The organism is Stenotrophomonas sp. SPM (genome assembly GCF_003105135.1).
Classification (GTDB): domain Bacteria; phylum Pseudomonadota; class Gammaproteobacteria; order Xanthomonadales; family Xanthomonadaceae; genus Stenotrophomonas.
In genome coordinates, this window is record NZ_QETL01000002.1 from 64,558 (window position 1) to 89,162 (window position 24,605).

The 24,605-nt window shown below is 64.5% G+C and carries 24 protein-coding genes; 14 read left to right on the forward strand and 10 right to left on the reverse strand.

The genetic code is table 11. The features are described 5' to 3' along the window. Positions 1-65 precede the first annotated feature (65 nt). A complete protein-coding gene (gene arsH / locus DCO49_RS01730; protein ID WP_116862534.1) occupies positions 66-794 on the reverse strand; it encodes an arsenical resistance protein ArsH in 729 nt (242 codons plus the stop codon). 17 nt (positions 795-811) lie between these two features. Between arsH and DCO49_RS01735 the strand changes: the two genes are divergently transcribed. The 5 genes from DCO49_RS01735 (at position 812) to DCO49_RS01755 (ending at position 4,934) form a co-directional block, all read left to right on the forward strand. Further along, a complete protein-coding gene (locus tag DCO49_RS01735) occupies positions 812-1,141 on the forward strand; it encodes a metalloregulator ArsR/SmtB family transcription factor (protein WP_116862535.1) in 330 nt (109 codons plus the stop codon). A gap of 37 nt (positions 1,142-1,178) precedes the next feature. Further along, the gene (locus DCO49_RS01740) at positions 1,179-1,682 is read left to right on the forward strand and encodes an arsenate reductase ArsC (RefSeq protein ID WP_116862536.1); all 504 of its coding nucleotides are present in this window, start codon (positions 1,179-1,181) and stop codon (positions 1,680-1,682) included. A gap of 14 nt (positions 1,683-1,696) precedes the next feature. Continuing rightward, positions 1,697-2,728 (forward strand): ACR3 family arsenite efflux transporter, encoded by a 1,032-nt coding sequence (arsB, locus tag DCO49_RS01745; RefSeq protein ID WP_116862537.1) that lies wholly within the window; start codon positions 1,697-1,699, stop codon positions 2,726-2,728. 139 nt (positions 2,729-2,867) lie between these two features. Further along, a complete protein-coding gene (locus tag DCO49_RS01750) occupies positions 2,868-4,064 on the forward strand; it encodes a GAF domain-containing sensor histidine kinase (protein WP_116862538.1) in 1,197 nt (398 codons plus the stop codon). Between the two features lie 237 nt (positions 4,065-4,301). After that, positions 4,302-4,934, forward strand: a complete 633-nt coding sequence (locus DCO49_RS01755; protein ID WP_116862539.1) for a DUF4253 domain-containing protein — start codon at positions 4,302-4,304, stop codon at positions 4,932-4,934. 145 nt (positions 4,935-5,079) lie between these two features. On the opposite strand, the gene DCO49_RS01760 is transcribed toward DCO49_RS01755, so the two are convergent. Next, a complete protein-coding gene (locus DCO49_RS01760; RefSeq protein WP_116862540.1) occupies positions 5,080-6,585 on the reverse strand; it encodes a YifB family Mg chelatase-like AAA ATPase in 1,506 nt (501 codons plus the stop codon). Between the two features lie 253 nt (positions 6,586-6,838). On the opposite strand from DCO49_RS01760, the gene DCO49_RS01765 reads away from it, so the two are divergent. Continuing rightward, on the forward strand, positions 6,839-7,657 hold the full coding sequence (locus DCO49_RS01765) for an alpha/beta hydrolase (RefSeq protein WP_116862541.1): 819 nt from the start codon (positions 6,839-6,841) through the stop codon (positions 7,655-7,657). Between the two features lie 51 nt (positions 7,658-7,708). On the opposite strand, the gene DCO49_RS01770 is transcribed toward DCO49_RS01765, so the two are convergent. Then, positions 7,709-8,518: an SDR family oxidoreductase gene (locus DCO49_RS01770; RefSeq protein WP_207776449.1), complete on the reverse strand. Its 810-nt coding sequence runs from the start codon at positions 8,516-8,518 to the stop codon at positions 7,709-7,711. A gap of 802 nt (positions 8,519-9,320) precedes the next feature. On the opposite strand from DCO49_RS01770, the gene DCO49_RS01775 reads away from it, so the two are divergent. The 4 genes from DCO49_RS01775 to DCO49_RS01790 all read left to right on the forward strand — a co-directional run bounded on the left by DCO49_RS01775 (position 9,321) and on the right by DCO49_RS01790 (position 15,008). Continuing rightward, positions 9,321-10,613, forward strand: coding sequence for an ABC transporter permease (locus DCO49_RS01775; RefSeq protein ID WP_165835657.1), 1,293 nt, complete (start codon positions 9,321-9,323; stop codon positions 10,611-10,613). Between the two features lie 14 nt (positions 10,614-10,627). Then, positions 10,628-11,845 (forward strand): FtsX-like permease family protein, encoded by a 1,218-nt coding sequence (locus DCO49_RS01780; RefSeq protein WP_165835658.1) that lies wholly within the window; start codon positions 10,628-10,630, stop codon positions 11,843-11,845. A gap of 48 nt (positions 11,846-11,893) precedes the next feature. Further along, positions 11,894-13,939, forward strand: coding sequence for a peptidase domain-containing ABC transporter (locus tag DCO49_RS01785; protein ID WP_279325628.1), 2,046 nt, complete (start codon positions 11,894-11,896; stop codon positions 13,937-13,939). Positions 13,940-14,006: 67 nt separating this feature from the next. Next, the gene (locus DCO49_RS01790) at positions 14,007-15,008 is read left to right on the forward strand and encodes a radical SAM protein (protein WP_133249377.1); all 1,002 of its coding nucleotides are present in this window, start codon (positions 14,007-14,009) and stop codon (positions 15,006-15,008) included. A 69-nt stretch (positions 15,009-15,077) separates the two neighbouring features. On the opposite strand, the gene DCO49_RS01795 is transcribed toward DCO49_RS01790, so the two are convergent. Further along, positions 15,078-15,332: an accessory factor UbiK family protein gene (locus DCO49_RS01795; RefSeq protein WP_116862547.1), complete on the reverse strand. Its 255-nt coding sequence runs from the start codon at positions 15,330-15,332 to the stop codon at positions 15,078-15,080. A gap of 135 nt (positions 15,333-15,467) precedes the next feature. Here DCO49_RS01795 and DCO49_RS01800 point away from each other — a divergent pair, with 135 nt between their 5' ends. Continuing rightward, on the forward strand, positions 15,468-15,806 hold the full coding sequence (locus tag DCO49_RS01800) for a P-II family nitrogen regulator (protein ID WP_116862548.1): 339 nt from the start codon (positions 15,468-15,470) through the stop codon (positions 15,804-15,806). A 127-nt stretch (positions 15,807-15,933) separates the two neighbouring features. On the opposite strand, the gene DCO49_RS01805 is transcribed toward DCO49_RS01800, so the two are convergent. Together DCO49_RS01805 and DCO49_RS01810 are read right to left on the reverse strand one after the other, a co-directional pair. Then, positions 15,934-16,593 (reverse strand): RIO1 family regulatory kinase/ATPase, encoded by a 660-nt coding sequence (locus tag DCO49_RS01805; protein ID WP_116862549.1) that lies wholly within the window; start codon positions 16,591-16,593, stop codon positions 15,934-15,936. A gap of 216 nt (positions 16,594-16,809) precedes the next feature. After that, the gene (locus DCO49_RS01810; RefSeq protein ID WP_116862550.1) at positions 16,810-17,478 is read right to left on the reverse strand and encodes an alpha/beta fold hydrolase; all 669 of its coding nucleotides are present in this window, start codon (positions 17,476-17,478) and stop codon (positions 16,810-16,812) included. Positions 17,479-17,779: 301 nt separating this feature from the next. Here DCO49_RS01810 and DCO49_RS01815 point away from each other — a divergent pair, with 301 nt between their 5' ends. Beyond that, entirely contained in the window at positions 17,780-18,685 is a 906-nt protein-coding gene (locus DCO49_RS01815) for an aspartyl/asparaginyl beta-hydroxylase domain-containing protein (RefSeq protein WP_165835661.1), read from the forward strand. A 157-nt stretch (positions 18,686-18,842) separates the two neighbouring features. On the opposite strand, the gene speE is transcribed toward DCO49_RS01815, so the two are convergent. Then, complete coding sequence (gene speE, locus DCO49_RS01820) at positions 18,843-19,694, reverse strand: polyamine aminopropyltransferase (protein WP_116862552.1); 852 nt, start codon at positions 19,692-19,694, stop codon at positions 18,843-18,845. 191 nt (positions 19,695-19,885) lie between these two features. On the opposite strand from speE, the gene speA reads away from it, so the two are divergent. Together speA and DCO49_RS01830 are read left to right on the forward strand one after the other, a co-directional pair. Beyond that, the gene (speA, locus tag DCO49_RS01825) at positions 19,886-21,775 is read left to right on the forward strand and encodes an arginine decarboxylase (protein WP_116862553.1); all 1,890 of its coding nucleotides are present in this window, start codon (positions 19,886-19,888) and stop codon (positions 21,773-21,775) included. 42 nt (positions 21,776-21,817) lie between these two features. Further along, positions 21,818-22,138, forward strand: coding sequence for a DUF6122 family protein (locus DCO49_RS01830; protein WP_116862554.1), 321 nt, complete (start codon positions 21,818-21,820; stop codon positions 22,136-22,138). Positions 22,139-22,188: 50 nt separating this feature from the next. On the opposite strand, the gene DCO49_RS01835 is transcribed toward DCO49_RS01830, so the two are convergent. The 3 genes from DCO49_RS01835 to DCO49_RS01845 are packed head-to-tail and all read right to left on the reverse strand — an operon-like array spanning position 22,189 to position 24,454. Then, positions 22,189-23,508, reverse strand: coding sequence for a sensor histidine kinase (locus DCO49_RS01835; protein WP_116862555.1), 1,320 nt, complete (start codon positions 23,506-23,508; stop codon positions 22,189-22,191). After that, positions 23,505-24,164, reverse strand: coding sequence for a response regulator transcription factor (locus DCO49_RS01840; protein WP_116862556.1), 660 nt, complete (start codon positions 24,162-24,164; stop codon positions 23,505-23,507). The genes DCO49_RS01835 and DCO49_RS01840 overlap by 4 nt, the downstream gene beginning before the upstream one ends. Next, entirely contained in the window at positions 24,164-24,454 is a 291-nt protein-coding gene (locus DCO49_RS01845; protein WP_116862565.1) for a PepSY domain-containing protein, read from the reverse strand. Before DCO49_RS01845 ends, DCO49_RS01840 begins: the two co-directional genes overlap by 1 nt. Positions 24,455-24,605: the final 151 nt, after the last annotated feature.

Sequence of the window (24,605 nt, forward strand, 5' to 3'; positions counted from 1 at the left end):
GCCGGAAGTAATCCAGGACAGCTGTGGCTTTCTAGTTTCTGCTTCCGCTGCACAACCCCAAGCCATCAGCTGGCGGTAGCCCCTGCCGCTTCAGCCAGCGCGGCCGCGATCTCGTCTCCCATCCGCTCGCTGTAGCGGTCCACCAGGTAATCCGTACGCCCCCGCGTCAGCAGCGTGAATTTCACCAGCTCTTCCATCACATCGACCACCCTGTCGTAGTAGGGCGAGGCTTTCATTCGGCCATGGTCATCGAATTCCTGCCATGCCTTGGCTACCGACGACTGGTTCGGAATGGTCAGCATGCGCATCCAGCGGCCAAGCACCCGCAGGGTGTTGACCGTGTTGAACGACTGGGAACCGCCGCTCACCTGCATCACGGCCAGGGTGCGGCCCTGCGTGGGGCGCACACTGCCGTCCTCCAGCGGCAACCAATCGATCTGATTTTTGAACACGCCGGTGATCGTGCCATGCCGTTCCGGGCTGACCCAGACCTGTCCCTCCGACCACTGTGACCACTCCCTCAGCCGCTGCACTTCAGGGTGGCTCTTGTCCACGCTGTCCAGCATCGGCAGCAGGTGCGGATCGAATACGCGCGTCTCGCAGCCCAGGTGACGCAGCAGCCGCTCGGCCTCCAGCGCCAGTTTGCGGCTGAACGACTGCGGCCTGAGCGAGCCATAGAGCAGCAGGATCCTCGGCGGCCCCTGATTGTCGGCGGCAAGAAGGCTGTGGTCGGGCTGGGGCAGCGAGGCTTCCAGCAGGTTGGGGAGGTCGGGGCTTGTGATCGGCTTCTTCATTCGACTATTCTAGAAATATGGAAACGTCAAATGCAATCTCCGCCCTGACCGCTCTGGGCCATGGCACCCGCTTGGCCGCCTTCCGCCTGCTGGTGGAGGCGGGCCCGGCAGGCCGCATGGCCGGTGACATCGCCACGGCCCTGCAGGTCCCCCCGGCAACGCTCAGCTTCCACCTGAAAGAGCTGGCACAGGCCGGCTTGGTGGAGAGTGAAAGCCAGGGCCGGAACGTCTGCTACCGCGCGAACTTCACTGCCATGACAGGCCTGATCGAGTACCTCACGCACAACTGTTGCGCGGGCTCGCCCAGCGAGCAGTGCGCGCCCACGGCCCCGCAGTGCAAGTGCTGAAGCCACACCCACCCTGTGCAACCAAAGCGACGGCACCATGACCTGCAACGTCCTGTTCCTCTGCACGGGCAACAGCGCCCGCAGCGTTCTTGCCGAAGCCACGCTGCGTGCGTGGGGCGGCCGCCGCTTCAATGCCTTCAGCGCTGGCAGCCAGCCCACCGGTCAGATCAATCCATTCGCGCTCGCGCAGCTGCAGGCCGAAGGCATGCCCATCGATGGGCTGCGCAGCAAGTCGTGGGATGAATTCGCCGATGGCGTGCAGATGGACATGGTGATCACCGTATGTGATTCAGCCGCTGCCGAATCCTGCCCGGTGGTCTTTGGTGATTTCATCCGCAGCCACTGGGGCCAGCCAGACCCGGCTGCGGTGGATGGCAGCGATGCGGACAAGGCAGCGGCATTTGCACAGGCGCACATCGTGGTGAAGTCGCGCCTGCACGCGCTGCTGGACCTGCCCCAAGACCTATGGGCTGATCGCCCGGCGCTGCAGCGTGCTTTGGACGGCATCGGTCAGCTGCAACCGGCCGACAGCTCACCGTGAACGCACCAGCACCGATGCGCTTGTTCGAGCGCCACCTGACCCTGTGGGTTGCGCTCTGCATCGCAGCCGGCACGCTGCTCGGCCACTTCCTGCCCGGCACGTTTGCAGCACTGGCCTCTGCCGAGGTGGCGAAGGTCAACCTGCCGGTGGCGGTGCTGATCTGGCTGATGATCATTCCGATGCTTCTGAAGGTGGACTACGGCGCCATGCGCCAGTTGCAGCAGCACTGGAAAGGCATCGGGGTGACGTTGTTCATCAATTGGGCCGTCAAACCATTCTCGATGGCATTGCTGGGGTGGATATTCCTGCGCCACGTCTTTGCGGATTGGTTGCCGGCTGGGCAGGCTGACAGCTACATCGCGGGGCTTATCCTGCTGGCGGCTGCGCCATGCACGGCGATGGTGTTCGTCTGGAGCAACCTGTGCCGCGGTGATGCGAACTTCACCTTGAGCCAGGTGGCGCTGAACGACGCGATCATGGTGGTTGCCTATGCCCCTGTGGTCGCGTTGCTGCTGGGCATTTCAGCGATCACGGTTCCCTGGGCCACGCTGTTGCTGTCCGTAGGCCTGTACATCTTGGCACCGGTGCTGGTGGCTGCCCTGCTACGGCGTTGGCTGCTCGCCCGCAACGGGGCGGTCGGAATGGAACGCGTGTTGCGCATGCTCGGAACGTTGTCGCTGGCGGCATTGCTGCTGACCCTGGTGCTGCTGTTCGGCTTCCAGGGGCAGCAGATCCTGGGGCAGCCGCTGGTGATCGCGTTGATCGCCGTACCCATCCTGGTGCAGGTCTATTTCACCTCGGGCCTGGCCTATCTGCTCAACCGTCGGCTTGGGGTGGCGCATTGCATTGCCGGGCCATCGGCGTTGATCGGCGCGAGCAACTTCTTCGAGCTTGCCGTAGCAGCCGCCGTAGGGTTGTTTGGCGTGCATTCGGGAGCGGCCTTGGCGACTGTTGTGGGGGTATTGATCGAGGTGCCGGTGATGCTGTCCGTAGTTCGGATCGTGAACCGAACTCAAGGTTGGTATGAGCGGAATGGGAGGATCTGACCAGGTTGCGGTTGCTGGACAACGACTGATTCCAGCCGGTGGCGGACATCCATCCCCGACCGCACACGCCCCTTGAGCCTTCCCGGCTGCCCCGGCGGTTTCATGGGATGATGCGCCACCACGCCCCGGCTGCCAGCACATGCATACCCTGACCGATCCCAATCTGCTGAACGACATCGCTGAGATCGGTCGTATCGAGGCGGTACCGCGCATCCTCGAAACCGTGGCCCATATCACCGGTTCGCGATTCGCGGCGATTGCCCGGGTGACCGAGACGAGCTGGACGGCCTGCGCCACCTTGGACACGCTGGGGTTTGGCCTCGTTCCTGGCGGGCAACTGGTTCTGGAAACCACCATCTGCGACGAGATCAGGCAGTCACCCACCTCGGTCGTGTTCGCGCACGCCAGTGCACACCCGCTGTATTCCAAACACCACACCCCGCGGATCTACGGGCTTGAGAGTTATGCGTCGGTTCCGATCCATCGCCCGGACGGCAGCTTCTTCGGTACTCTCTGCGCCATTGATTCGACGCCGGGCAACTTCGATGAAGTGCATGTCCGACGCTCGATGGAGCTGCTTGCCGATCTTGTTGGGCACTACCTCGACAAGGAGGATCGCCTGCTGGAAGCACAGACAGCGCTGTCCGATGCGCAGCGGGATTCAGACCTGCGCGATCAGTTCATTGCGGTGCTGGGCCATGATCTTCGCAGCCCGCTGCAGGCGATCAGCGTTGCTGCGGATTCGCTGGACATGGAGGCAACATCCGAGCGCCAGCAGCAGATGCTCGCGCACATCGCATCGGGCGTCACCCGCATGGATGGGCTGATCAGCGATGTGCTCGATTTTGCCCGGGGGCGGTTGGGCGGCGGCATTCCGATCTCGCTCCGCGAAAGCCACTCGTTGCAGGCAGATCTTGAACGCGTGGCGGAGGAGGTGGCGATCGCTACCGGCCGCCAGGACATCAGCGTCCAGATGCAGATCGAGGGCAGCGTGGTCTGCGACCCCAGCAGGCTTTCGCAACTGCTGGCAAACCTGCTGACCAATGCCGCGCAGCACGGTGAGCGCTCTGCGCCTGTCACGTTGAAGGTTCACGCTGCATCCAATGGTCTGGTGCTCGCTGTGCACAATGCAGGCTGCATTCCTTCGGAAAGGCTGGGCAACATTTTCAGCCCGTTTTCCCGCGAGCAGGGCGAAGTGCCCAGGCCCGGCCTGGGCCTCGGCATCTACATCGCTTCGGAAATCGCAAGGGCTCACGGCGGGACACTCGAGGTGACGTCGGATGAAGGCGCGGGAACTGTGTTCACGTTCCAGATGCCGAGCGCGGTACGTCCGTAAGGGCAGGGGGAATGCTGCTTCCTGAAGCGCGACCGGCACCCTCGACAGCCACCGCACCCCGCCCGCCTACCGATCGCCGACGGCGTCATTGCGGTGGCGGTTACCTTCTGGGCTGTGTGGGCGCAGCCGAGGTCCGAGGAGGTCTACTCACCTCTTCATGGCAGACGCCGGCTGGCGCGGCAGCCCGCGCAGAGGGACGGAGCTAGCGCTTGGCATCATTCAAGGATTGGACACAGCATGAAAAGGTACGCAGCCATTGGAAGGATGTTTGCACTCCTTCTTGCAGCATCAGGCTTGAATGCTTGCGTCGGTACGCCGCCGCCGCCCCAGGGGACGTCGCAGGCGCTGCTCGCCACGGTTACGAAGTCAGACGTTCGCGACTATTGGACAAATGACTTTGGCAGGGCAAAGCGAACGGGTGGATATTCCGTCATCGTGCCTGTCGAGAGTGCGCAGACGCTGCTTGAGTCGATTCGGGGAAAGGTGCCCTCTGGCTACGTCGCTTTTGTTGGAACAACCCACAACCTCGATGATCCGAGGATCAGGGGCGCTGAACTGGTGGTGGCACCTGGTCAGGACCAGTTTGACATCGTCCGCCTCGCAGCTACCGATGCTGTCAACCATGACATGACCACCGATCAGATCATCGAAGAGCTGAAACGGTGGGACGCTCAATTCGGGATTGATATCCGGCAAGCTGAGACCGACACCATTCAACTCAAGCTCAAGACTGTTCCAGCGGATCTTCCAGAGTTTTCCCAAAGGCTTTACGCGTTCTGCCCGGATATCGTTGATCAAGGGGTCGGTGACATCGAGTCACTTCAGGTGGCGGTCAAACAGGAAGGAGTGATCGTCCTTTGGTGGGACTAGTCGCGTGGTGCCTGGTCGAGGAATTACTGAAGTTATCAGTCAAGCTGTAGAAGTCAGGGCAAGGCGAATCCTGGGTGACAGTGGGCGGCAGCAGGTAGTGGCGATGCGTCCCTGACAGGGAACTTTGCAGGTAGCGGAGATGCTTTCAGGCAGCCGCCTTGCCCCGATCCAGCTGCCGATATCCAATGGCCTCCGCCAGGTGTGCCGTCCCGATTCCCTCGCACGTATCCAGATCCGCAATCGTCCTCGCCACCCGCAGAATCCGGTGCATCGCCCGAGCCGACAGCTGCAGCCGCTCGATCGCCTGCTCCAGCAGATCCTGATCGCCCTCGCTCAACCGCGTACACGCTCTCAGTGCTGCCGGTGGCAGATGCGCATTCAACCCACCTCGCGCGCGCTGCCGTGCATGCGCTGCTTCGACCCGTGCCCGCACCACCGCACTTGGTTCGCCCAGCGGGGTGCTCTCGCGCAGTTCCACTGCATCCATCCTGGCCACGCTGATATGCAGGTCGATGCGATCCAGCAACGGCCCAGAGACCCGCGCGCGGTAGCGGGTGATGCGCTCATCGGTGCACAGGCAACGATTGCTGCGGTCGCCTGCCCATCCAGAAGTGCAGGGGTTCATCGCCGCCACCAACTGGAAGCGCGCCGGGTACTGCACGCTACGCGCGGCACGCGCGATGCGGATGTGTCCGGACTCCAAGGGCTCACGCAGGGTCTCCAGGGCACTGCGGTTCCATTCCGGCAGCTCGTCCAGGAACAGCACGCCGTGATGCGCCAGCGAGATCTCGCCGGGGCAGGGTGGATTGCCACCGCCCACCAAGGCCGCCGCACTCGCGCTGTGGTGGGGCGCGCGGAACGGCCGCTGCCGCCAGCGCCTCGGGTCCAGGCCTTCGCCACTGACCGAGGCAATCGCGGCCAGCTGCAGCGCCTCATATTCTCCGGTCTCCGGCAGCAGGCTGGGCAGGCGCGAGGCCAGCAGGGTCTTGCCGCAGCCGGGGCTGCCGATCAGCAGCAGATGGTGGCCACCGGCGGCGGCCACTTCCAATGCGCGCCGCGCGAGTGCCTGCCCGCGCACGTCGGCCAGATCGGGAAGGGGCAGTGGTGTGGTGTCCACGCGCTGCACCGGCGGCAGCAGACGTGGGTTGCCCAGCCCGGCGCAACACTCCAGCAGGGTGCGGGCCACGCGCACGTCGGCATGCTCGGCCAGGGCAGCCTCAGCAGCATTGCCCGGCGGCACCACAAGGATGCGCCCGGCCTCGGCGGCGGCAATCGCGGCGGGCAGCGCGCCGCTGACCGGACGCAGTTCGCCGGTCAGGCCCAGCTCGCCGAGGAACTCGTAACGCAGCAGCGACTGTGGATCGACCTGGCCGCTGGCGGCGAGGATGCCCAGCGCGATGGCCAGATCGTAGCGGCCGCCTTCCTTGGGCAGGTCCGCCGGGGCCAGGTTCAAGGTGATGCGCCGCTGCGGGAAATCGAAGCGCGCGCAGAGCAGGGCGGCACGCACGCGCTCGCGTGACTCGCGCACGCTGGCTTCGGCCAGGCCGACGATCTGGGTGACCGGCAGGCCGCCGGACAGATGCACTTCCACCCGCACCAATGGGGCATCGACCCCGGCACGGGCACGGCTGTAGACCAGCGCCAGGCTCATGTGTGAATTCCTGCGGAGAGGTGCTTGATGGTGCGACGCGGATGCAACTGATCGCCATCAGGGTTTTCAGAGCGCGCGGCTAGGGGATCGCCCACAACTAATAGCAATGACCTATGGCATGGGGTAAGTGGTGTGGTAGCGCACTACATTACCAGCACGACTTGCCGCGAGTCGCGGTTCGGCGCATCGGCGCCGGCCTCCTCATCCCAAGGGTCTGCGCGCACCCGACAGGGGGCGCTTGATGGGCAAGGCAATGACGATGTGGGCAGCCGCCCTCCTGCTGGCGACCGCCGGGCTGGCGCACGCGGGCGAGATTTTGGTCAGGCGCGGGGGCTACACGCTGCAGGGCGAGGAATCGGGGTCGGGCACCACCACGGTGGTCTTCGAGGCCGGCTTCGGACAGGGCCCGGGTGCATGGAAGCAGGTGATCGCCGGGCTGGGGGCAGACTACCGGAGCGTCGCCTATGCGCGGGCAGGGCTGGGCAAGTCAGGCAGCGATGGCGAGACCAAGCGCATTGATGATCACCTGAGTGATCTGAGCGCGCTGATCGAGACCGTCGCGCCGGGCCAGCAGGTGATCCTGGTCGGTCATTCCTACGGCGGGCTGCTGGTGACGGAGTTCGCGAGGCGCCATCCGCAGCGCGTGCGCGGCATCGTGCTGGTGGACCCGGCCACGATAAGCCAGCGCCTCGCCTACAGGACGGCGGATGCGGCGCGGGTGCAGGCCGATGATGCCGCGCTGCTGGCGATGCTGCCGCCGTCGATGGCCGCAGACTACCGCGTGCTGGTCGAGCAGCTTGATGCGGCAGATGCTGCGGGCGAGCGTGCGATGCCGGACGTGCCGGTGGCACTACTGACTGCAACCCAAGTGGCCGACGAGCCGTTGGTCTTCGAAGAAACCGCGGCGGGCAAGGTGATCTGGAGGGCGCAGCACGCGCTGCCGTTCTCGACCTTCGCACGCGGCGTGCATCGCTATGTTGCTACCGGCCACAGCATCGCGAAGGAGGACCCGCCGGCGGTGGTGCAGGCCATCGGTGAGATGGCGGCCATGCCGGCCGTTGCGGACCACTGACCCAGCGAGGCCGGCGGCGCAGGCGGCCGGCCGACTTACCGGATGCGTAGGTCAACCGTTGTCGCGGAACTCCGGATACAGGGTCATGCCGCCATCGACAAACAGCGTAGTCCCGGTGATGTAGTCGGCCATGTCCGAGGCCAACCAGACCACGGCGCGTGCGACGTCTTCCGGCTCGCCGATGCGCCCGTAGGGAATCAGCTTGAGCAGCTTGGTCAGCGCTTCCTCGCTGTCCCAGGCATCGCGATTGATGGGCGTGCGGATGGCACCGGGCGCCACGGCATTGACGCGGATACGGTCTGCGGCGACTTCCTGCGCCAATGACCGCGTCAGCATGCGGATACCGCCCTTCGCCGAGGCATAGTTCACGTGCCCAGCCCAAGGGATGACCTCGTGGACGGAACTGAGGGTAATGATTGAACCGGCGCTGCGCGCGGGACGATGCGCTTCAGGCTGCGAGCGGAAGCGCTTCACTGCCTCGCGCGCGCAGAGGAACTGGCCGGTGAGATTGACGTCGATCACCGCGTTCCAGTCATCCAGCGACATCACCGCGATGGGGGCGTCTTTCTGGATACCCGAGTTGGCAACCACCACATCGATCCGGCCAAAGGCGGAGGCCGCCTCATCAAACAGGCGGATGACCTCGGCTTCCTTCGCGACGTCGGCCTGTACCGCGATCGCACGGCTGCCCTCGGCAACGATGCGATCCACCAGCTCGCGTGCCGGTTCCTCGTGCGAGTGATAGTTCACCACCACTGACGCCCCGGCCTGCGCCAGCGCCTCTGCAACGGCCAAGCCGATGCCGGAGCTGGCCCCGGTGACGAGGGCGGCATGACCTTGAAGTGGTAATGCTTGCTTCACGGAACTACTCCAGGTCCGAGGGTTGGGATCGATCAACATACACGGGTGAACGTGGGGACCGGTTACGTCAGGTAGCAGATACGCGTCGTATGTCGTACATGACTCTTCAGCGCCGCAGTTGAGTATGGCCTTACCCCGTGCCAACGATAAGTGAGGAAAGGCAGGGTGCAGCGCAGGAGATCTGCCCTGAGGTGCGCGTGACAATGGCACGTGTCTCGTCGAGCTGTTCCGACCCGGTTACACGTGTTTAATGGGCAGGCGTGGAACTTCGTGACGTTTTAGGCACGCAGCATGAGCCCGAGGATACGCAAAACGCGAAGGCTGCCAGCTCGTCACACAGTTCTCGAAACGGCTGTGCGCCAGTCACTCCCATCGATTGCGACAAGCTTTAAAACTGTCGATAGCAAGAATCTATTGGCAGTGAGTGAGGTTGAGTGGAAGAAACGAACTCGACCGGTATGAGGCCGCGGGAATCGTATTTGCCGTACATCGGCAGATCCCCATAACCCGCTGGGCTTGTCGGGACACATCGCAGCGCCAAGGAGAGGTTGTGAAAGAGATCAGACAGACCGCTGAAACCAATCACGCATTCGTCTATGACGAGAAAGGCCTTTGCGAAGTGCGTGATCCACGCGCTCTGGAAATGCTGGGCGCCGGGGGCGTCCAGGCCGCCGGCGCAGTCTGCAAGGTAAACAGCGGGAACTGCGTTTCCGGCTGTTCATGCAAGTCCTCCTGAGACCTGCACGTGATGCGCCGCTCTCGTGGCGGCGCATCTCTCTCAGCGCACCAAGGAGAGGAACGCATGCGATACGCGTTGGAACTCGCACTGTCCGGCATCCATAGATCGAAACTTCTCAGCATCCTGATCGTGCTCGCCGTAGCGACTGGCATAAGCGCGTTTGCCACGATGCTGCTGATCCGGATCGGCCTCGGGGGCGATCCTGCACCCAGCATCAGCCAGTCTCTCTATCACGTGGAGCTTGATCTGCGTGATGATGCCGCCCGATCCAGCTCTGCCCGGCCGCTGTCTGTGCTGTCGCTGCACGATGTGCAGGAAATCACCCGGCTCACCGGCGTACCGAGCGTAGCAACATCGTCATCCTGGCTTCCCTACCGGCCCATGGGAACGGATCGGCCGCTCGGCATGATTGCCGTTCGAGGTTTTACATCTGGTGCGCATTCCCTGCTCGACCTGAAGCTGCTTTCCGGAGCCTTCTGGCGATCCGATGATGACCAGAATGGCGCGCGCGTCGCAGTGATCTCGCGATCACTCTCGAGGGAGCTGTTCGGATCGGAAACGGCGGTGGGCAGACAGGTCGAGCTGGCCACGCGAAGCTTCTCGATCGTCGGCGTCGTGGAGGACTGGAATCCCATTCCACGATTCCACGATCTTCGAGGCAGTGCCTACGCGGAAAGCGAGCGTCTTTACATTCCGTTGGCAGCATGGCGTGCGCTGCCAAAGGACTACGGGATGGGCGCCATGTCCTGTCGCAATGGCGTCCATGAGAATCCGGAGAGCGCATCGTGTGCCTGGTTGCAGCTATGGGTCAAGCTGAACGATGCGCGGGCGCTTGGCGCTTTCACCAGTGCACTGCACAGCTATGGACTGGCGCAGGTCGATTCAGGCAGAGCCACTGGCGTGTTCTCCCGCGTGGCACCGCTCAAGGAGTGGCTGGCGATCAATGACGTAATTCCTGATGAAGTCAGTACACAGCTGTGGTTCGCAGCCGGTGTCCTGGTCATCTGCCTCGTGAATGCCGCCGGACTCTTCCTGGCTGGCTTCGTGGGTCGGTCCAGGGAGATCGCCATTCGCCGGTCGCTTGGCGCAACCCGTGGAGACATTGTAAGGCAGCTCGCCGTTCAGTCAGCGGTGCTGGGGGCCGCCGGAGGGCTCGTTTCCATTCCAATGGTCCTCCTCGGATTCCGGGTCGTGCAGGATCTCTCCAGTGCGTATGCATCGCACCTTTCCATTGCGTGGTGGTACGTGGCCCTGTGCCCCCTGATCGCGGCGATGTCTGCACTTCTGTCGGCGTCGATTCCGCTGTGGAGAGCCAGCCAGCAGTTCGTATCGTTGCGCATGGGGGAAGTCCCATGACGATGGTTCACGCGATGATTACGACGCTGAGAACGGTGTCGAAGCACCTCACGGTCGTTGGCCTCATGGTGCTTCAGATCTCAGTGTCCATGGCGGTGCTTGCAAACATAGCCACGATTGTTCTGGAGGCTTCGGAGCGCATCGATGCCGAGTCCGGCCTGAGTGAGGCCGGTATCGCCGTGGTGCAGAACATAGGCGTCATCGGCTTCGAAGACGCTGCAACCAGTTCGGGTGCTGGGCTGCGTTCACTGCGGGGCGTGCCAGGTATCAGCGCCGCAGCACTCGGCCCGGTCCCTTTCGCGGTGGAGCGTGGGTCGGTGCGGCTGGAGAAGTCCAACCGCGATGCGTCAGGGCACCCGTATATCTACTTTGGAAGCGAGCAGCTCGCGAGCGTGCTGGGCACGTCAGTTGTCCAGGGCGTTGCACTGGATAGCCTGCAGGCACCCGCCGTAGAGGACGTACTTGAGCCCAACAGCACGTTGGCCGTACCTGCGGTCGTCACCCAGAGTCTTGCCAAGCGCCTATTCCCTGCGGGGGGCGCCATTGGAAAAATGATCCACACCGAGGTGTGGGGCAGCTATCCGCTGACCCTGCGAGTTGTGGGTATCACGGCAGACTTCAGGAGCGCATCCACCGGTGATGCCAGCGACTACGAGGCCGTGATCTCGGAAGTAAAGATCGATGCCCAGAGTATCGGGGGGCTGTATGCCGTCCGTCGAAACGTGCCATTTGATCTAGAGGCGAAGCGGGCCGTGACTCGCGCCCTGTCCTCGTCCATGCCGGGCTTTGTACAGGAGCCCGTTCGCTCAGTGGCCGAGCTCAGGACAGCGCACTTCGCCAAAGACGCATCCAGATCAAGTGTGTTGCTGGCAGTAGTTGTTGTTGTGACCGCTTCGTCAGCCCTGGGGATTTTCGGAATGAGTCATTACTGGGTCTCTGCCAGACACCGGTCGATTGCCATCCGGCGCGCGCTTGGGGCATCCCGACGTGACGTGGTGGCTCTCTTCGCCGTGGAGAGTGCCGTTGTTGCCGGGCTTGGCGTGACCCTGGGTGCGGGGTTGGCCGTAGCGGGGAACCGTCTTCTCGCGAGCCAGCTGGAGATGGCTGCAGTAAGCGCCGCGTCGGTGGCGCTGGGTGCGGGACTGACGTTGCTGAGTTGCCAGATCGCCGCGCTGATTCCCGCTCTGGGCGCGGCCAAGGTTGATCCCGCCTTGGCGTTTCGCCAGCGATGACCGCGTGTCCAGGAGAATAGCATGGTGCTTGGGCTGTGGAATCGCTGGATGCTTCGGAGTCGAGACGTCGTCCTTCAGTCCGAGTCAACGGAGTGTGGTCTGGCGTGCTTGGCGATGATCGCTGCCAGATTCGATCGGCGGGTAACCCTTCGCTGGCTGCGGCGTCGATACCCGGTTTCACTTCGAGGTACGACGGTTGCTCGTCTCTCGGAGATTGCCCGCGACCTTGGCTTGCAGCACCGCGTGTTTGCCGGAACCGGGTCAGCACTGAGAAAGCTTGATGCGACCTGCGTTATTCTGGTTGATGGCTGCCATTTTGTGGTCGTCGAGCGACTTGGATCCGAGCAGTTTCTTGTGCTCGACCCGGCTGTCGGTGAGATGGTTCTTTCCTGCGCCGAATTGGAGAAGCGATTCTCCGGTGCATTGCTTCGGTTTACTGGCGGTAGCAGACAGTGTGAAGACATGCCGGTGGAGCCAAGCCCCTGGTCGGCGCTGACGTCGCAGATGCGTCCACGCAGGCTCCGGTATCTCCCAATACTGCTTCTAGCTTTAGTGGCGGAGCTGCTTACGGTCGCAGCGCCTTTGTACATCCAGTCCGCGGTAGATGGTCTAGGGGGCACTGGAGTATTAAGTGCGGAAGGCCTGTTGCTCATATTCGCTTTCATTGCGATTGCGAGGGTAGGGGCTACTTCCATCCGCGCTCTGCTCACTGCAGACCTGGGTGCTTCGATTGTTGGCGGGCTTTCGAACAGTGTGTTTGGCCGGATACTGGAGCTTCCTCCGTCCTACTTCCTGCGCAGGCATCCAGCAGATGTCATCTCGCGGCTGGGATCGGTGCACGAAGTTCAGGAGCTTGCATCGTCCGGGATCGTGGAATGCGCGGTCGATGCGCTTGCGCTGTTCATCCTGCTGGCGGCGTGCTGTACCTATAGCCTCCCGCTTGCGGTGATGGCCGCTTCTGGAGCGGCTTTGTGCATGGCCCTTCGGGTATCCACGTCAGGTCGTGTAGGCGTCGCGTGCAACGTGCTCGCAAACAGGCTCGCATCGCAGGACCGTGAGGTGATCGAGACCGTGCGTGCAGCACAGACGGTCAAGCTGAACGGAATGGAGCGACTCAGGGGTGACCGGTTCCGCAGGGGCAACTCGTCACTTATCAGAGCGAGTATTTCTCTTCAGCGCATGGCTATCTTTTCGCAGTCCGGAAGCGATGTCATTCTCGCTCTCTTGACGGTTCTCGTGGTCCACGTAGGCGTGTTGGCGGTTGATAGCGGAGTTCTATCCGTCGGTGCTCTTGTCGCCGTGACCATCTATGTCGAAATGATCTGCCAGCGCGCAAGTGCGCTCGTACCAAAAGTGATGGACGTAAAGATGGCGCGGGTGCATCTGCAGAGAATTTCGGAGGTGCTCTCCGAGCCCGCAGAGGAGTGTGCGGCCTGGGCCGGAGCGGGCGACAGACGTCCTGCGCCGTCCGTTGTCTGTCGTGGGATCCACTTTCGTTACTCCGTCGATGATCCCTGGGTGCTCAAGGATGTAAGCCTCACCATTCGGCCGGGTGAGATGGTGGCCATCGTTGGTCCGTCGGGTGTGGGTAAGTCAACGCTGTTGAGCATCCTGGCTGGTTTGGTGGCACCGACAGACGGCGTGCTTGAAGTGGACGGTTATGACGTGAAGGCCTGTCACTTGCCCCTCCTGCGCCGCCAGATTGGAACTGTCCTCCAGCAGGACACCCTGCTGTCAGGGACTGTGCTTGAGAACATCACGTTTGGGGAGGTGGCTGATATCCCGCGCGTGTGGAAATGCCTCGCTGCTGCGGGCCTCGACAACTTTGCATCGTCCCAGCCGATGGCGCTTGCGACCCAGGTGGGGGATGAAGGGCGTTTGCTGTCCGGTGGCCAGCAGAAGCGCCTTCTGTTGGCGCGCGCGCTCTATCGGGCGCCGAGAGTTCTGGTTCTGGATGAAACGCTGAGCCAGCTCGACTACGAGGCGGAGCAGCAGATCATGAGTGTCCTTTTGGGACTGCAGATGACGAGGATCATTGTGACGCACCGGGTTTCCACTCTACCGGAGGGAGTGCGTGTGATCAGGGTGGGGTAGCAACTACAAGGAGAGGTAGGTGGAGAACTTTCAGGAACGATTGAACAGGCGGTTGGAGCTAACGATCATGCCGACCGAGAAGTGCAATTTTCGATGTGTCTACTGCTACGAGGATTTCGAGATTGGTCGAATGCGTGCGCCAACCATTGCCGGAATCAAGGCGCTGGTGCGCAGGCGTGTGGAGCAGCATGGGCTGAAAGAGCTGCGTGTGGAATGGTTTGGCGGTGAGCCACTTCTAGCGAAGGGTGTTGTCCTGGGGTTGTCTCGGGACTTCCACTCGCATTCTTCCTCTGGGGCTCTCGAGCTGCTGGATTGCAGCATGACCACGAACGGTTTTGAGCTGACCCCGCCGTTGTTCAGTGAACTGATAGCACTTGGCGTGAACTTCTTCCAGATATCCCTGGATGGCGATTCGGATGCTCACGATCTGACGCGACGGTATGCCTCTGGGGCTGGCACGTTTCATCGGATCTACGAGAACCTGCTTGCGATGAAGGCCTCCAGCTTCAACTTCACGGTGATGATGCGATTGCACATCATGCCGGGAAATGAAGAAAGTCTGATGCGACTTTCGCGCCGACTGTGTGGTGACTTCAAGGCAGATGCACGCTTCACGGTGTTTCTGCGCGACATATCCAATCTTGGCGGGAAGGGCGAGTCTCTGCAGATGATTTCGCACGCCGAGGCCGTCCGGATATCCAAGCTCCTGCAGGCGCACTTTGAAGCTGAGGGCTTCTATGTCGAGAATGGAGTGGAAGCTGAGTTTGAAAGCCAGGTTTCGGTGTCAGGGCTTTCAGAGTCGAACCCGGCGTTCCAGTCACTGAAGGAATCGGGTCTCCGTGTCAGTCACGTGTGCTATGCAGCCAAACCCAACCACATGCTTATCCGAGCGGATGGGCGCATTGGGAAGTGCACCGTGGCGCTGGGCAGCGAAGGTAACGTGGTTGGGGCCTTGGCTGAAGACGGGACGGTAGCCTTGGACCCCGAGAAGATGAAGTTCCGGACGCGAGGCTTTTTGTCGGGTGACGCATCAGAACTTGGGTGTCCGCTGATCGGCCGCACTGGCTAGTCACTGCTGTGGGCGCGACCTCTGCTTTGGCAGGAGGTCGCATTCCCTCGTACGTCCACTCCGGGGCGCTCAGCCCTGGGCTGAATCCCGCCCCTCCAGCTCACGCACCAGCGCCTCCAACGCATCCAGCTTCTCGCGCGTCTTCAACAGCACCGCGCGCTGCACTTCGAATTCCTCGCGCGTCACCAGGTCCAGCTTGGCCAGGCCGGCCTGCAGCGCGGTCTTGAAGGTGGCCTGCAGTTCCTCGCGCGATTCGCGCAGGCCCGGCGGGACCAGGTCGCTCAGGCGGCGGGCGAGGTCATCGAGGTGGTTCAGGTCGATCATGGGGGTACTCCGTGGCCTGGCAGGCCTTTCTGCGCATAAGGATACTTGCGGGCCGCGCGCCCGGACAGGCGGCGGCGGTTTCGCGCCGGGCGCGTTCAGGCGCTATCCTCCACGTCGGAATACAGGAGATCGACGATGAAGATGGTCATGGCGGTGGTCAAGCCGTTCAAGCTCGACGACGTGCGCGAGGCGCTGGCCGAGCGTGGGGTTACCGGTATTACGGTGACCGAGGTGAAGGGCTTTGGCCGGCAGAAGGGCCATACCGAGCTGTACCGTGGCGCCGAGTACGTGGTCGACTTCCTGCCGAAGGTGAAGCTGGAAGTGGCGGTGACCGATGACCAGGTGGAACTGGTGGTCGAAGCCATCGTGAAGGCCGCGGGTACCGGCAAGATCGGCGACGGCAAGGTGTTCGTGTACGACCTGGGCAGCGTGGTGCGCATTCGTACCGGCGAGCTGGACGCAGACGCGCTGTAATCCGCTCTTGTAGAGCCGAGCCCACGCTCGGCTGCCGTTTCGCCTTTTGTAGAGTCGAGCCATGCTCGACTGCGTTTCGCGTGATGCAGGCAGAGCAGTCGAGCATGGCGCGACTCTACAGCAGCGCTCAGCGCTGCTTCGCCCACTTGTAGAACCGCTTCCAGCCCTGGCGCACGGCCGCGACCCAGCCCGGGTCGGCCACCAGGGCGGCCTGCGCGGCGCTCGGCGCCTGGCCGGTCACGCGCTGGCGGATCTTCAGCAGATTCTTCATGTCGCTGCGGCGCATCTGCCGGCTGAGCGGGTTGCGGCGCAGCCAGCGCGGGGCGCGCCAGGCCGAGGTGAAGTCCAGCAGCACCGGCACGCCACCACTCACCACCACGTTGGTGCCGTGCAGGTCGTTGTGGGTGATGCCTGCCGCGTGCAGGCGGCTGAGCGCGTGCTGCAGCTGGTCGAACACTTCATTGCCCACCGCCTGCGCGGTGCTGAGCGTCTGGCCCGGAATGAATTCCATGCCCAGGGCGAGGCCACCGAGGGTGCCGAGCAGGGCCGGGGCGTGCTTCCAGCCACCCAGGCGCTGCAGGATGCGCGCTTCGCGGCGCACCATGAGGCGCGCGATCAGCGAAACCGGCGTGCCGCGGTAGCGGGAATAGTCCTTCACCACCGCCGGACGGCCGTCCAGGCAGGTGCGGTACACATCGGGGGCGAGGAAACGTTCACCGCGCTTGAGCAGCAGCGGGGCCACGGCGTCATCGCCGCAGGACGGGGAGGGGGAAACAGTGGAAGTCATGGCGGGGTCTCGGACGACGACCCGGTGGGTGGCGCTGCAGCGTCAAGCGAACCGGTACGACTGGGGGGAGGTAGCTAAACTTTCGTTAAGTGAATTTTAGTACCGCCGAGTTCGCTAATCCACGTTTTGTCGGAGAAATGTCGGGGCCGTAGCTGGAACAGTTCGTCACGCCTGATCGGACAATTTCGTCTCACTTAGCGCTTCAGGCCCTTTCAATCAATGGTTTGCCTGCAACTGGCCGGCAATGCGCTGCACGAACGGCAGCAGTGCGTCGCGCAGCTGGTCCAGGCCGGGGTGCTCGATGGGGAAGTGGCCGCACGCCTCCAGCAGCACCCGCTGCCCGGGCGCGGCCAAGCGCTGGAATGAGCGGTCGCTGATCGCCACAGGGGTCCAGTCGTCGCAGGCGGGGTGCAGCATCAGCACCGGGCAGCGCTGGAACTGCTCGGGCTCCAGCGCCGGGGCGGTGTCGAACAGCGAGGCCAGCAGCCCCAGCGGCACGCGGTTGCCGCCGCCCAGCGGGTCGGCGCAGACCAGCGCGGTCAGGGCCGGGTCGCGCGACATGCGCTGCATGTGAGTGAACCAGCGCACCGGCACGCGCAGGCCGCGGGTGAGGCGGCTGAGGGGCCGCAGCGTGGCCAGCAGGGCCTGCTTCCAAGCGCCGTATTCGATGGCGCCCCCAGGGGCGGTGCTGAGGCCATAGCCGGGCAGGTCGGGTGCCAGCACTTCATGCCCGGCGTCGGCCAGGCCAGCCGCCAGTGGGGCAAACATGCGCCCGTAGCCGCCGGCGCCATGCACCAGCACCACGGTCGCGTCGGCATCGGGCGGGCCGTGGCGGTCCAGCTGCAGCGAGCCCCCCGCCCAGTGGAAGGCCTTGCTGCGGGGCATGGCGGCGGGCTGGTCCGGGAAGAAATCCCGTAGCGGGCGCTGAGGGCAGGGTAGGGGGCGGGGTCGCGGGCCGGCATCCGGGCAGTGTAGGCCGGTTGTTCAGCTACGTGATGCTGAACAGGGCGCACGGGTAACTTGACCCCGGCGCAGCGGCTGCGGAACATAAGCTGTTAACTCGCGACATCGGCGGCCGCCCCCACCGGCACGTCACCGTCCCCTGCCGCGTCCCCCAACCTGGTGCTGGCCGCGCGGCCGCATCGTTCGTTTCCCTGTCCGGCGCCCGCTGGAGGAAAGTGTTTTGATCATCAAGATTGTCCTGGCAGCGCTGTTCGTGGCCTGCGTGCTGTACATCCATTACCGCGGCAAGGTCCGCGCGCGCTGGTCGCGCCAGTTGCTGGACCACTCCAGCTTCATGGCTCCGATCAACGTCATCATGTATCTGTTCTCGAAGGTGCCGACCACGCCGTTCCTGGACCCGGGCAAAGAGCTTCCGCAGCTGGAGCCGCTGCGGCAGAACTGGCAGGTGATCCGCGACGAGGCGCTGGCGCTGCGCGATGCGCAGAAGATCGCCGCCTCCAGCAGCTACAACGATGCCGGCTTCAATTCGTTCTTCCGCCGTGGCTGGAAGCGTTTCTACCTGAAGTGGTACGGCCCGTCGCACCCGTCGGCCAAGGCCATGTGCCCGAAGACCGTGGCGCTGATCGAATCGATTCCCGACGTGCGCGCGGCGATGTTCGCGCAGCTGCCGCCGGGCAGCGAACTGCGCCCGCACCGCGATCCCTTCGCCGGTTCGCTGCGCCTGCACCTGGGCCTGAGCACGCCCAACGACGATGGCTGCTACATCGTGGTGGACGGGGTGAAGAAGAGCTGGCGCGATGGCGAGTGGATGATGTTCGACGAGACCTACATCCACCACGCGCACAACGAGACCGACCAGGACCGCGTGATCCTGTTCTGCGATATCGCCCGCCCGCTGCGCTTCGGCCTGCCGGGCCTGTTCAACCGCGCGGTGGCGTCCACGCTGCTGGCCGGCGGCGCCTCGCCGAACCTGCCGGGTGACCCGACCGGTGGCGTCAACAAGGCCTTCGGGGGCGTGTACAAGGTGCGCCTGAAGGCCAAGGCCCTGCGCGAGCGCAGCGTGGTGGCCTACCAGATCATCAAGTGGGGCCTGGTGGTGGCGGTGATTGCGGGTATCTGGGCGATCTGATCCAACGTTCGCCGGGCATGGCCCGGCGCTACCGGATGCGTCCCGCCGTGTTGTAGAGCCGAGCCCATGCTCGGCCGCACTTCGCGCAGAAGCAGTCGAGCATGGCTCGACTCTACAGACAGCAGAAACCCGCGCTGTCGCCAGCGCGGGTTTTTCTTTACTTCAACGCCGCCTGCACGAACGGCGGGGTCACCAGCACGCCGGTGTGCAGCGCGGCGGTGTAGTACAGGGTATTGAAGGTCTTGGCAGCCGAGTCGGCCTGGCGGAAATCGAAGCCGCTCTCGCCCTTGCGCGCCATGGTCACGCTCCACCAGCCGGTGGGGTAGCACGGCTGCGGGAACGGCAGGGTCTTGAACGAGCCGAAGCCGGCCTTGCCCATCTCGGTGCGCATCTCGTTGATCAGCTCCAGCTGCATCAGCGGCGATTCGGACTGCTGCACCAGGATGCCGTCGTCCTTCAGAGCCTTGAAGCAGCTCTCGTAGAACGCCTTGTTGAACAGGCCTTCGCCGGGGCCGACCGGGTCGGTCGAATCGACGATCACCACGTCCACGCTGCCGGCCGGGCAGTTGGCCATGTAGGCCACGCCGTCGTCGAACAGCAGTTCGGCGCGGGCGTCATCGTTGGAATCGCACAGTTCCGGGAAGTGCTTGCGCGCCATCACGGTGACCTGCTCGTCGATATCGCACTGGGTCACGCTCTCCACGCCCTTGTGCTTGAGCACTTCGCGCAGGGTGCCGCAGTCGCCGCCACCGATGATGACCACGCGCTTGGGCGCAGCGTGGGTGAACAGCACCGGATGGCTGATCATCTCGTGGTAGAAGAAGTTGTCCTTGCTGGTCAGCATGATGGCCCCGTCGATGGTCATCAGGTTGCCCCAGTCGGTGGTCTGGAAGATCTCGATCTTCTGGAACGGCGACTGCACCTCGTCCAGCTTGCCGGTGATGCGGTAGCCGATCGCCGAGCCAGTGCGTTCGAAGTGTTCGATGTACCAGTTGCTGCTGTCAGTCATTGGATTACGGTCCTGTTCGGAGGGTTGAAGCCGGGCTGGCGGGCGGGGCCGCGTGGCACAGATGCCACATCCGGACGGATCGGCCCGTTCAGGTTCAGACCTGCCACGGGCGCGGGCGCGCATGATAACGAACCTGTGGGCATATAGGCGTTATCATGCCCCCCCTTTTATTGCCAACAAGGCCGACTGCAATGACCGATTGGTCCCTCGACCAAGCCCGCAAGACCTACTCGATCCCGCATTGGGCGGATGGTTATTTCGATGTGGATCAGGCCGGGCACATGGTGGTGAGACCGACCGGGGCAGATGGCCCGGTGGTGTCGCTGCCCAAGGTGGTGGACGCCGCACGTGCCGGCGGCGCCAAGCTGCCGCTGCTGGTGCGCTTCCCGGACATCCTCGGCCAGCGTCTGGGCAAGCTGCAGGCGGCGTTCGCCCAGGCCCAGCAGGACTGGGACTACCCGGGCGGCTACACCGCCGTGTACCCGATCAAGGTGAACCAGCACCGCGGCGTGGCCGGCACCCTGGCCAGCCACCACGGTGAAGGCTTCGGCCTGGAAGCCGGTAGCAAGCCCGAGCTGATGGCCGTGCTGGCGCTGTCGCGCCCGGGTGGCCTGATCGTCTGCAACGGCTACAAGGACCGCGAATACATCCGCCTGGCCCTGATCGGTCGCAAGCTGGGCCTGCAGACCTTCATTGTCATCGAGAAGCCGTCCGAGCTGAAGCTGGTGCTGGAGGAATCCAGGGCGCTGGACGTGAAGCCGGGCCTGGGCGTGCGCATGCGCCTGGCCTCGCTGGGCGCCGGCAAGTGGCAGAACAGCGGTGGTGACAAGGCCAAGTTCGGCCTGTCCCCGCGCCAGCTGCTGGACCTGTGGAAGTCGCTGCGCGATACCGAGTACGCCGACTGCCTGAACCTGCTGCACTTCCACATGGGGTCGCAGATTTCCAACGTGCGCGACATCGCCAACGGCATGCGCGAAGCCACCCGTTATTTCGTCGAGCTGTCACAGCTGGGCGCGAAGATCACCCATGTGGACGTGGGCGGCGGCCTGGGCGTGGATTACGAAGGCACCCGTTCGCGCAGCTTCTGCTCGATCAACTACGGGCTGAACTCGTACGCCAGCAACATCGTGCAGCCGCTGGCCAACGCCTGCGAAGAACACGGCCTGACCCCGCCGCGCATCGTCACCGAGTGCGGCCGTGCGATGACCGCCCACCACGCGGTGCTGATCGCCAATGTCTCTGAAGTGGAGCAGGCGCAGGAAGGCCGCGTGCCGGACCAGCATGACGATGAGCCGGCCTCGATCCGCCATCTGCGCGAGATCCACGAGGAACTGGACACCCGTCCGGCGGTGGAACTGTTCCAGGAAGCGCAGCATTTCCATGCCGAAGGCCTGGCCAGCTATGCGCTGGGCCAGATCGACCTGCCGCAGCGTGCGCGCATCGACGATCTGTTCTATGCCATCGCCCACGGTGTGCGTGCGCGCCTGAGCTACGATGAAAAGAGCCACCGCCCGGCGCTGGACGAACTGAACGAGCGCTTGGTCGACAAGTACTTCGTCAACTTCAGCGTGTTCGAATCGATTCCCGATGCGTGGGCGATCGACCAGGTGTTCCCGATCGTGCCGATCGAGCGCCTGAACGAGACCCCGGACCGCCGCGGCATCATCGCCGACATGACCTGCGACTCGGACGGCATGGTGAAGACCTACGTCGAGAACGAGAGCCTGGATACCTCCCTGCCGCTGCACGCGATGAAGCACGGCGAGAGCTACCGCATCGGTTTCTTCATGGTCGGTGCCTACCAGGAAATCCTGGGCGACATCCACAACCTGTTCGGCGATACCGATGCCGTGGAAGTGGTGGCCGATGCCGACGGCTACGCGATCACCCAGCAGCGCCGCGGTGACACCACCGACGTGATGCTGGATTACGTGGGCTACAAGCTGGACGACCTGCGCGCGGCCTATGCCCAGCGTGTGGCCGCGGCCGAGCTGTCGCCGGAACGTGCACAGGAACTGTCGCAGGCGCTGGAAGCCGGCCTGACCGGTTACACCTACCTGTCCGACGAACCGCTGGCGTGATGTCTGCGATGCGCCGGGGATGACCCGGCGCGACCGACGCCGATGAGCGCGCGCGCGATCTTCCATCTGTTCCTGCATGCCGCCGTGCCAGCCCTGCTGGCATGGCTGTTCTGGCGCAGGCGGTTTGCTTCGGCCTGGCTGTTGTTGCTGCTGGGCTGGATCATCGACCTCGACCATCTGCTGGCCGACCCGATCTACGCGCCGAACCGCTGCAGCATCGGCTTCCACCCCTTGCACACCGCACCGGCGATTGCCGTGTATGCGGGGCTGTGCGTGCCGAAGAAGACCCGGCTGGTAGGCATTGGTTTGATGATCCACATCGCGCTGGATGCCATCGACTGCTGGTGGATGCATCACCGCTGACGGCGGATATCGTGCACCGCCGGGCATGGCCCGGCGACCGCAACGGCAGGTCACCCCACCGGCAACCACAACGTGGCACGCAATCCTGGCTGGGCGTTCTCCAACGCCAACCGCCCGCCGTAGCTGGCGGCGATGTCTCCCACAATCGCCAGGCCCAGCCCGCTGCTGCCTTCGCGCTCATCCAGGCGCACGCCGCGCTGGGTGACCTGCGCCAGCGCATCGGCGGCCAGGCCGGGGCCGTCGTCGCGCACTTCGATGCGCAGCTGCGCTTCGTCATTTGCCGCGCTGATCGACACCCGCTGCCGTGCCCACTTGCCGGCGTTGTCCAGCAGGTTGCCCAGCATTTCCTCCAGGTCCGCACGCGCACCGGCAAACTGCAGCGCCTCGTCGATACCCTCTGCACCAAACACAACGCCGCGCTCGCCATGCACACGGGTCATCAGCCCGCACAACGCCCGCGCCGCCGGTGCCACGCCGGTGCGCTGGCGATGATCCGCTGCCAGGCCCACCGCCAGGTAGCGGTCGACACTGGCCTGCATGCGCGCGCCCTGTTCGCGCACGGTCGTGCGCCATTCCGTCCCGTCGCCATCGGCCTCGGCCGCCAGCACGCTCAGCGGCGTCTTCAATGCATGGGCCAGGTCTTCGGCACTGGTGCGTGCACGCGCGACCATCCTCTGCTGGTGTTCGAGCAGGGCGTTGAGCTCCTCGCCCAGTGGCACGATCTCGCTGCCCAGGCCATCGGTGTCGATGCGCTGGGCCTGCCCGCGCCGCACGCGTTCAAGCTGATGGGCCAGGCGCCGCAGCGGGCGCAGGCCGAACTGCACCTGGCTGGCCAGCACCGCCAGCCAGACTGCCACCAGCACGCCCAGCGCCAGCGCGGTGCGCTGGCGGAAGGCCGCCACGTCGGCATCCAGCGCGCTGCGGTCGGTGGCCACGGTCACCCGATATGCCTCGGTGGCGCGTGGCAGGCGCACCTCCTGCATGCGCGCACGCAGCGCCTGCTGCAGCGGCCCGGGCAGGTTGCGGTTGGCCTCGCCGGCTGCCGCGGCCGACAGGGTTTCATCCCACAGCGAGCGCGACTGCAGCAGCACCTCGCCGTGGGCGTTGGCGATCTGCCAGTACGCACCGGAAAACACCCGCTGGAAGCGCGCATCGTTGGGCTCCTGGCGCAGCTGCAGTTGCCCGTCAGGCGTGGTTTCCATCTGCGCGATCAGGGTCAGCAGGTCCTGCTGCAGCTCATGGTCCAGGCGGTCGCGCGCGCTGCGCTTGAACAGTTCGCCCAGCAGCGCGCTGGCCAGCAGCGAAACCAGCAGCAGGCCGATGCCACCGGCCAGCAGCAGGCGGCGGCGCAGCGAGGGTTGCCCGCTCACGGTGCGGCCAGCCGCCAGCCCTGGCCGCGCACGGTCTGGATCAGGTCGCTGCCGAGCTTGCGGCGCACGCGCCCGAGCAGCACGTCCAGCGCGTTCGAATCCGGGTCGAGGCCGCCATCGAAGACCTGTTCGCCCAGCCGGTCGCGGCCGATCACCTGGCCACTATGGTGGATGAAGCAGCTGAGCAGGCGGAATTCCTGCGGGCTGAGCGCCAGGGCCTGGCCGTCCAGTTCGAAGCGCCCGGCGTTGACGTCCAGCTGCAGGGGACCACAGTGCAGGCGTGGGCTGGCATGGCCATGGCTGCGGCGAATCAGGGCGCGCAGGCGCAGCACCAGTTCATCGGCCTGGAAGGGTTTGGTCAGGTAGTCATCGGCGCCGGCATCGAAACCGGCCAGCTTGTCGTGCCAGCGCCCGCGGGCGGTCAGCACCAGCACCGGGAAACTGCGGCCGTTGCTGCGCCAGCGCTCGATCACGCTCAGGCCGTCCAGCCCGGGCAGGCCGAGGTCGACGATGGCCGCCTGCAGATCCTCGATCTGGCCGATCTCTTCGGCCTGGCGGCCATCGGCCACGGTCTGCACCACGTAACCGGCCTGTTCCAGCAGCGGCTGCAGGCGCTGTGCCAGCGCCGCATCGTCCTCGGCCAGCAGAATGCGCATCAGTCGTCCAGCTCCGTCTTCAGCAGCCTGCCGTTGCGCGCATCATAGTCCAGCTCCACCACCACGCCGTCGGCGCGCAGGATCTCCACTTCATACACGCCATCGTCCAGCTCGACTTCCAGCAGCTGGCCGGGGTGGCGCTTGAGCGCATCGCGCACCACGCCTTCCAGCGCGACGTAGCGACCCTGCTGCACGGCCCGGCGCGCGACATCCTGCGCCGGATCCTGGGCAGGCCGGGCGGCGGTCGCGGGGCTGGCCAGGGCCAGCAGCAGGGGCAGGGCGAACAGCAGCGTCACGGGGGAGGGCAGCCATGCGGGGAGGATGGCGCGAGTGTGCCGGTTGCGGCTAACCATTGGCTAACAGCGCCGGCTAAGGGGCTGTTAACCGCACCCGGCATCGTGGCGGTGCCGGGATGGTCCGGCATCGAACAGGAGACCCCCC